Below are 8,752 nucleotides of genomic sequence, written 5' to 3'. Positions count from 1 at the left end.
GCCAGCGGACGATGCCAGCCGGAGCAGCTCGTCCGGCTCCAGATCGCCCCGCCGCTTGAGCAGCTGGTACAGATCGTCCTCGCTGCGCAGGCCGGCTGCCGGCTGTCCCAGCCGCTCGCGCTCCGCCTCCAGCACCTCGGGAGCGACCGCGCCCCGCAGAGCCTCGGCGCCGAACAGCTCGCCGGCGAGCTCGCGGCTCATCTGCAGCAGCTGGGCGCGGACGGCGCCATCCAGGCCGTCGCCCTCGTAGATGCGCATATTCACGTAATCCGCCGCGAACTGGGAAGCGAGCGGCGACGGGCGAGAGGTATGAACGACCTCAAGCGCGATGCCGCCGCTCTCGATTTCCCGCAGCAGCTCTCTCAGCCGCCCGAGATCGAGGTAGACGTTCATGCATTCGCGCATCGCCTCGGCGAGATAGGGAAAGCGGTCTCCGTAGGGAAGGGCGGCGCGCAGCAGCTCCTCGCTGCGCAGCCGCATCTGCCACATCGGCGTGCGGGTGAAGCTTCGGGCCAGCAGCAGAGACGTCTCGGCGATGCGCCGGAAGGCGACGGCAAGCAGCGGGGAGCCGGGAATGGCCGCGAGCAGCAGCTCCGCCAGGTTGTCCGAGGAGACGGAATGGACGGCCTGGAGCCAGGAAGGCTCCCATTCCGGCAGCACGAACTCGATTCCGTTGTCCTTGGCGTTGCCGTACAGGCGATAGGGCAGCGTCTCCTCGAATCTGCGCTCGATGGCGAGCTGCCAAGTCCGGTTCACGCGGCGTCCCCAGGAATTATGGATGACGATGTGGGTCTGGTTCGAAATATCCTTGTACACCTCGACGGCGATCCGTTTGCGGGTCGGCCTGACGCCTGAGGCGGCCTGGGCGCGGACGAGGGCGGCCAGCTGCCGCGCGGAGCGGTCATCCATGCCGCTGCGCTCCATGAGCTCGGAGATGACGGCTTCGTCTCCGGGATGGACCGGCTCGTCCGGCAAGGCGCTGCCGTCCTCAAGGCTGTCCATTCCGGGAACGGAGTCTTCGGAATGGACGGTATTCCGCTCGGCAGGAATGCCCGGACTCCCCGCCTTCCGCTCGGCAGGAATGCTCGGACTCTCCGCCTTCCGCTCCGCAGGAATGCCCGGACTTCCCGTCTGGAAAGCCGCTTCATCTCCCTGCTCCAGCCTCTCCAGCAGCTCCGTCCACAGCTCCGCCACCCTCCTGCCAAGCAGGTAGGAGCGGGAGCCGGCTTCGTTGCGCCAGAATGGAATCTCGCTGAAGCTGTTCGACGTCTCGGTCACATAAACGCGGTCCTTGCTGATCTGGCGGATCATCCAGGAGTTCGTGCCGAGCTGGAACACGTCGCCGACCCGGCTCTCCTGGATGAACTCCTCGTCCAGCTCTCCGATGTGGGCGCGGCTGTCGGCATGATGGACGGGATAAGCGCTGCTCTGCGGAATCGTGCCGGCTCCCGTAACCGCCGCCATGGAGCTGTTGCTGCGCGGCCCGATCGTGTCCGAGCCCCGGTCCCACTCCAGCAGCGGCCGGGAAAAGGGATAGAAGCCGGCCAGCACGGCCAGCATCGACTCCAGCCTGCCGCGCGGGAAGGTGCGGTAGCTGTCGCTTCCTGCGATCAGGCGGTGCATGGCCTCCCCGGTCCACTCGCCGCCGGAAGCCATGGCGACAGCCTGCTGCGACAGCACGTCGAGCGGGTCGCGGGGAATCTCGATCGGCTCGATGTCGCGCTCGGCGATCATGCGGCTGAGCACCGCGATTTCCGGCAGCGCTCCGCGCTGGCGGGCGAGGATGACGCCGCGGCTCGCCTCGCCGACTCCGTGGCCGGCGCGGCCGATCCGCTGGATGCCGGAGGCGGCCGACAGCGGCGAGTCGACCTGGATGACGAGATCGACGTGGCCGACGTCGATGCCGAGCTCCAGCGACGAGGTGGCGACGATGCAGCGCAGCTCGCCCGCCTTGAGCAGCCGCTCGACCTCGAGGCGGCGAGTCCGGTCCATGCTTCCGTGATGGGCGCGGCACATCTCGCGGCCCGTATAGTCGTTCAGCCGCAGGCAGAGCCGCTCGGCCAGCCGCCGGCTGTTGACGAAGACCAGCGTCGAGCGGCTTCCCTCCATGAGCTGGAGCAGCCGGTCCATGATCGGGAACCAGACGGATTCCCGGGTCCGGTGCAGCCGGCTGTGATCGGGCATCGTGACCGATACCTGCATCGCCTTGGGCATCGCGCTTTCCACGATGGCGACGGGGCGGGGGAGATAGCCGAGCGGATGGGTAGGGAACCCGTCGCCGTCCTGATCAGGAGAGAAAAGAGGAGCGGCTGAAGCTGAAGCCTCCGTCAACCCGCCTGCTTCGGGCGACCATCCCCCGAGGAAGCGGGCGACGCGCTCCATCGGCCTTACGGTCGCCGACAATCCGATTCGCTGCAGCGGACGGCCGCACCAGGCCTCGAGCCGTTCCAGCGTCAAGGAGAGATGGGACCCGCGCTTGTCCGCCGCCAGATCGTGAATCTCGTCGACGATGACTTGGCGGGTCGTGCGCAGCATCGTTCTCCCTTTCTCGGAGCCGAGCAGGATATAGAGCGATTCGGGAGTGGTCACCAGCACGTCGGGCGGCTTGCGCAGCATGGCGGCGCGCTTGGAGGCGGGCGTATCGCCGGTTCGGACGGCGCAGGTAATTCTTTGTAATACCTGGCCATGCCCGGCAGGATGTTCATGGGCCAGCCATTGTTCATACTGGCGTCCGATCTCTTCGACGAATCCCGTGACATGGTCGTAAATATCGTTGTTCAGCGCCTTCAGCGGCGTGACATAGACGACCATGACCCCGGCAGCCTCAAGGCCGCCGTCCAGGCTTGCATCCGGAATCGTCTTGGAGCGGAGCACCCGGTCCAGGCAGGGCAGCAGCGCCGCCAGCGTCTTGCCGGAGCCGGTCGGAGCGGCCAGCAGCGTATGCTCCCCTTCCCCGATGGATGCCCAGGCCCGTCGCTGGATATCGGTAGGGCTGCCGAAAGAGCCCGCAAACCATTCCGCAAGCACGGGATGGAACCGGTTCAGCGATGGATCGGGCTGTCGATGGGTCGTCATGGAATCACCAAGCCTCCTTGTCCTAGAAGGAAAAAATCGGCTCTATGGAGCCGGCAGGGCTGCGATGTAGCGCCTTAAGCATTGTCCTCTAAGGATACTATACTTCGCATTGCCGTCCTAATCGAAAGCACGGCTAGCCGCAGCCGGATAGTTGCCTTGATTTTAGATGGCACCCTTTTAAAAGCGACTTTGGAGACCGGAGCAGATGCTCCGCCCAGCGATGGAATGGAGGTCCATGTGAAACATTCGGGACTGGAATGCGTCTACTCTAGTGGAAATATTCGGCAGAGAAACGACGACTGACATTGATTTCGACTCAAGGAGGCTGTCTTCTTATGATCTTAACATCTATCCGCCGCCCCGCTCTCGCTGTGCTGGCGGCAGCCATTCTGGCTTCAGGCGGCATGCAAGCCGGCACCGCTGCCGCGGCCGGCTCGGCCCCGTCCGCGACCATCCTGCTGGACGGGTATCCGCTCGCTTTCCCGGCCCAGCCGATCATCCAGAACGGGACGACGATGGTGCCGTTCCGGGCCATCGCCGAAGCGCTGCAGATTCCCGTCGAGTGGAATGCGGCCGGCAAGACGGTTACGGCCGTCAAGACAACGGATGAAGGCCAGCGCAAGGTCGTGCTGCGCCAAGGCAGCAAGCAGGCGACGGTCGACGGCGCGGCGGCTCAGCTCGGCGCCGCCCCGGTGCAGAAGAACGGGACGGTGCTCGTTCCGCTCAGCTTTTTCAGCAGCGCGTTCGGAGCGCAGGTGAGCTGGGACGGGGCGACCCGCACCGTATCGATCGTTTCCCCTCCGGAGAAGCTGTATACAAAAGCCTATTATGCCATCAAATCCTACTCCCAAGTGAAGCAGCTGGGCCGATTCGACGCGGTCGCCTTCGGCTGGGGCCGGATCGGCGAAGACGGCAGGCTCACGCTCAAGGGCAAAGACTTCTACTGGCCCCAAGCCGACGGAGACGTCACTCCCGAGTCGATCGTAGCGGGCGCAGGCGCGGCGGGCGGCCTGACGGAATTAATGGTTTTCTCCGGGGATGCCAAAGGCGAGCTGACCAAGATGCTCGGGAATTCCTCGCTGAGAGCCGAGACGGTCAAAGGCATCGTCGACGCCGCTTCGCAGGGAGGCTTCAAATCCATCGACCTGGACTTTGAAGGGCTTGGAATGACCGGAGACAAGGCGGCGGCCGCGCAGTCGTTCAACGTGTTCGTCAAGGAGCTGCGCGCTGCGTCCAAGGCGGCCGGACTCGGCCTGTCGCTGTCGCTGCATCCGCTGAACGGCTCCTACAAAGGCTATGATTACAAAACGCTGGCGCAGCTGTCCGACGAGATCGCGATCATGGCGTACGATTACGAGCAAGGCGGCAAGCCGGAGCCCTTGGCCAAGGTGGACGAGGCCATCCGGCTGGCATTGAAGGAGACCGACCGCAGCAAGCTGCTGCTCGGCATCAACTTCAACAGCGAAACGGCGTTGTCGCTGTCGGGCCCGGCGGGTCTGGCCAAGCGGTACGGCCTCAAGGGCATCGCGCTGTGGCGGCTCGGTCCCGGCCTGGTCGACGCCGATTCCTTGACGGCTCTGGAACGGACAGTCAAGCTCAGAGGTCCGGCAGAGGGCTGATGATACCGATTTATTTTCAACTGCAGCATGGAGAAGGGAGGACGGGGCCGGAATGCAGCGGGAAGCTTATCTAAGAAGCGTGCAGCTGCTGCGGGAGAGCGTGCCCTCCTTCGCGGAATACCCGTTCTCGCTCCCGGTCATCCGGGAGATGGACCGGCTCGCGCTGCATCCCAAGGTGACGTACATCGTCGGAGAGAACGGCATGGGCAAGTCGACTATGCTGGAAGGCATCGCCGTCGCTTGGGGCTTCAATCCCGAGGGCGGCAGCCTGAACTTCACCTTCTCCACCTATGCCTCCCATTCGGAGCTTCATCGGCATTTGAGGCTCGCACGAGGGATTCGCAAGCCGCGGGACGGCTTCTTCTTCCGGGCCGAGAGCTATTATAATCTGGCGAGCAGCATCGAGGAGCTGGACCGTGAAGGAGGCGGCCCTTCCATCATCGACAGCTACGGCGGCCGCTCGCTGCATGAGCAGTCGCAAGGGGAATCTTTTTTCGCGACCTTCATGAACCGGTTCGGCGGCGGAGGACTGTATGTGATGGACGAGCCGGAGGCGGCGCTGTCGCCGACCAGGCAGCTGTCGATGCTGGCCCGGATTCACGAGCTCGTCCGCCAAGGCTCCCAATTCATCATCTCCACGCATTCGCCGATTCTGATGGCTTATCCGGACGCCGTCATCTATCAGCTCGGCGGGAGCGGCATCGAGGAGGTCGCGCTGGAGGAGACGGAGCCTTTCCGGGTGACGAGGCAGTTCCTGAACAACCGGAGTCCGATGCTGGAGGAGCTGTTCACGGAGGAATAGCCCGAATCCTCGTGCTCCCGAATCGACGGAGCCGGAGGCGCGGGCAGAGGGAATGAGGAGAGGCGCGAGAATTTCTCGCGCCTCTTTTTGTACCTTCCGGGAGGCAGCCGGACAGGCTGCGCGGACCCTTCAGCTCCCAACCGGGAGAACGGGACTCCCGCTTGCCGCCGGCCGAGTGGCAATGGAACTTGAGCGGGTCCTATAATAAGAGCAAACAGATTCCCTCGGGACGGATAGAGGGAAAGGGGGCTGCAGGCGCATGTCATCTTCAACCGAAACCGCATCTTACCGCGGGCGCGGCGAAGCCGCTTCATCCGATGGACAAGGAGGCAAGCGGGCCGGCTGGCGTTCCTTCGTCAGGCTCATCATGGCGTCCAAGCCGCCCAAAAAGCTGATCGCCGTCGCGCTGCTGCTGAGCCTGGCTTCAACGGCGGCAGGGCTCGTCGTGCCGATGGTGACCAAGCAGTTCATCGACGGCTTCAGCCTGAGCGCCCTTAAGCCGGGCCATATCGTCATGCTGGCCGGATTCTTCGTCATCCAAGCGCTGGCCGGAGCGTATTCCAGCTATTTGCTCGCCCGGCTGGGGCAGCATGTCGTTGCGAGCCTGCGCGAACGGCTGTGGCGCAAGCTGATGGCGCTGCCGGTCGCTTATTACGACCGCCACCAGACGGGAGAAACGGTCAGCCGCATGACCAACGACACGGGCGTCGTGCGCGGACTCATCACCGATCATCTGGTCGGCTTCGTCACCAGCATCATCTCGGCGATCGGAGCGTTCATCCTGCTGCTGACGCTGGATTGGCGCATGACTCTCATTCTGCTCATCGCGATTCCGGTGCTCGCCGGCATCATGGTGCCGCTCGGCATGATGATGCACCGCATCGCCAAGGAAACGCAGGACGAGACGGCTTCCTTCTCCGGCGGCATCAACAACGTCCTGTCGGAGGTCCGCCTCGTCAAGGCTTCAGGCGCGGAGCCGCGCGAGCTGGAGCACGGCTTCAAGGGCATCCGCGCCTTGTACCGGCTTGGCGTGCGGGAAGGCAAGGTCGGAGCATGGATCGGCCCGGCCGTCTCCTTCACCATCATGATGCTGCTCGTCATCATCATCGGCTACGGCGGCGTGCGCGTGTCGTCCGGGGCGATGACGGCAGGCGATCTCGTCGCCTTCATCCTGTATCTCATGCAGATCATCATGCCGGTCAGCCAGATCGCGGTCTTCTTCTCCCAATTCAACAAGGCGATGGGAGCGACGGAGCGGATCAGCGCGACGCTGGAGGAGACCGAGGAGGACTTCGCCGCAGGCGAAGAGCTCCGCAGCGCGTCGGCTCCCGTCACGGCCGAAGGACTGGAGTTCGCCTATGCCGGCAGCGAGCCGATTTTTCGGGGCATCGATTTCGAGATCCAGCCGGGACAGGTAACGGCTATCGTCGGTCCGAGCGGGGGCGGCAAGACGACGCTGTTCTCGCTGCTGGAGAGGTATTACGCTCCTACGGCAGGAAGGCTGCTGATCGGCGGCGTGCCGCTCGCGGACTATTCGCTCGCCAGCTGGCGCAGCCGGATCGGCTATGTGGCGCAGGAAAGCCCGCTCATGGCGGGCACGATCCGCGACAACCTGACGTACGGCATCGACCGCGCGCCGGAGCCGGAGGAGCTGGAGAGAGCGGCCCGGCTGGCCTATGCCGACGTCTTCATCAACGAGCTGCCGAAGAAATACGACACGGAGGTCGGCGAGCGGGGCATCAAGCTGTCCGGCGGCCAGCGGCAGCGCATCGGGATCGCGCGGGCGCTGCTGCGCAATCCGGACATCCTGCTGCTGGACGAGGCGACCTCGGCGCTCGACAGCCAGTCGGAGGTCATCGTGCAGCAGGCGCTCGGCAATCTGATGGAAGGGCGGACGACGGTCGTCATCGCCCACCGGTTGTCGACCGTCGTGGACGCCGACCAGATCCTGTTCGTGGACAAGGGACGCATCACCGGCCGGGGCACCCATGAAGAGCTGCTGGAGACGCATGAGCTGTACCGCGAATTCGCGCTGCGCCAGCTGCGCTCGCCAAAGGAAGACGAGGCGGCGGAGGCGGTTGACCCCCGCTGACAGCCGGAATTATACTAGAAGCAGCCGGCGGCATGCCGCCGGCAAGGAACGGGAGGCGGACTCGCGTCTGCCGGCTCTCGATTGAACGTCATGGGGTTGCACAACAGATAGAGATTGAAATAGAAAATAGAGACAGAGAGATAGAAACGAGAACCGATCCTCTCACAACTGGCAACGGATAGGAGGAGATTGTGGAGTGAACAGCATCTATTCCGAAGAAGACTTGGTCAAGCTCGCGCAGCTTCATCTGCCGGGCTATGGCTTTGCAAAAACAGCTGATTCCGGAGCATCCGCCGTCACCGCCGCCGCCCCGCCGCCCATCGTATGCGCCTCGACGCGGCGGATCGTGCTGATCAGCCCGTATCCCAACCTGCTGCATGAGCTGATCCGGGATTTGTCCGCCGCCTGCTACGATGTGATGGTCTTCCATCGCGCGGACGATTACGTCCTGCACAGCCTGCAGGCCGACCTGTACCTGATCGACGGCAGCGCGGCCGACATGCTGGGCAGCGATCCCGGCTTCCGTACGTTCACGTCCGATCCTTCCAAGCTGAGCCGGGCCGTTCTTCTGGACGACCGGCACAAGGAAGGGAAGGCCTTCCGCACCGGCTTCGATTCGGAAGGCATGCCGACCGTCGCTCCTGCGGCCGCCCTGGAGTTCGTCCAGGACTGGCTGCTTCGGCATCCTGCCGCAGACGAGGCTGATCCAGGCATTCTGGGCTTCAAGGATCTGATTCTGGACACGAAGCGCATGGCGGTGTTCCGCGGCGGCAGCCCGATCGATCTGACCAAGACGGAGTATGAGCTGCTGCTCAGCTTCATCGGCGCGGAAGGAGCCGTCCAGACGCGCGACCATCTCATGGCGACGATCTGGGATGCGCCGTTCTTCGGCAACAGCAACGTCGTCGACGTCCATGTGAAGAGCCTGCGGCGCAAGCTGGGGGACAACGCCCTGGCTCCGATGTACATCGAGACGGTCCGAGGGGTCGGCTACCGGCTCGCGGACTGACACGATCATCAGGCAGGAAGAAGCGCCCGCGGGCGCTTTTTTTTTTATCCGTCAAATCCATCCCCGCGCCTCCATCTCCTCCTCGTGCGATGGCGGCTTCCGCAGGTTCCGTTTGGCTATAGCCATCCTTTACGTAGAGAGCGCGCCGAGAACAG

Annotated in this window: 5 protein-coding genes; 4 read left to right on the top strand and 1 reads right to left on the bottom strand. The window is 64.1% G+C overall.

Going from position 1 to position 8,752, the window contains the following annotated elements:
• The coding region (locus PHU01S_RS26760; protein WP_246029317.1) for a DEAD/DEAH box helicase at positions 1 to 3,075 on the bottom strand (3,075 nt) is incomplete at its 3' end.
• A 335-nt stretch (positions 3,076 to 3,410) separates the two neighbouring features.
• Between PHU01S_RS26760 and PHU01S_RS22860 the strand changes: the two genes are divergently transcribed.
• The 4 genes from PHU01S_RS22860 to PHU01S_RS22845 all read left to right on the top strand — a co-directional run bounded on the left by PHU01S_RS22860 (position 3,411) and on the right by PHU01S_RS22845 (position 8,597).
• Entirely contained in the window at positions 3,411 to 4,694 is a 1,284-nt protein-coding gene (locus PHU01S_RS22860) for a stalk domain-containing protein (RefSeq protein ID WP_127510124.1), read from the top strand.
• 52 nt (positions 4,695 to 4,746) lie between these two features.
• On the top strand, positions 4,747 to 5,496 hold the full coding sequence (locus PHU01S_RS22855) for an AAA family ATPase (protein ID WP_127510122.1): 750 nt from the start codon (positions 4,747 to 4,749) through the stop codon (positions 5,494 to 5,496).
• 259 nt (positions 5,497 to 5,755) lie between these two features.
• On the top strand, positions 5,756 to 7,588 hold the full coding sequence (locus tag PHU01S_RS22850) for an ABC transporter ATP-binding protein (protein WP_127510120.1): 1,833 nt from the start codon (positions 5,756 to 5,758) through the stop codon (positions 7,586 to 7,588).
• Between the two features lie 196 nt (positions 7,589 to 7,784).
• Entirely contained in the window at positions 7,785 to 8,597 is an 813-nt protein-coding gene (locus tag PHU01S_RS22845) for a winged helix-turn-helix transcriptional regulator (RefSeq protein ID WP_127510118.1), read from the top strand.
• Positions 8,598 to 8,752: the final 155 nt, after the last annotated feature.

Source organism: Paenibacillus humicus NBRC 102415, assembly GCF_004000905.1.
Lineage (GTDB): Bacteria > Bacillota > Bacilli > Paenibacillales > Paenibacillaceae > Paenibacillus_O > Paenibacillus_O humicus.
This window is presented reverse-complemented; position numbering and strand designations above follow the sequence as displayed.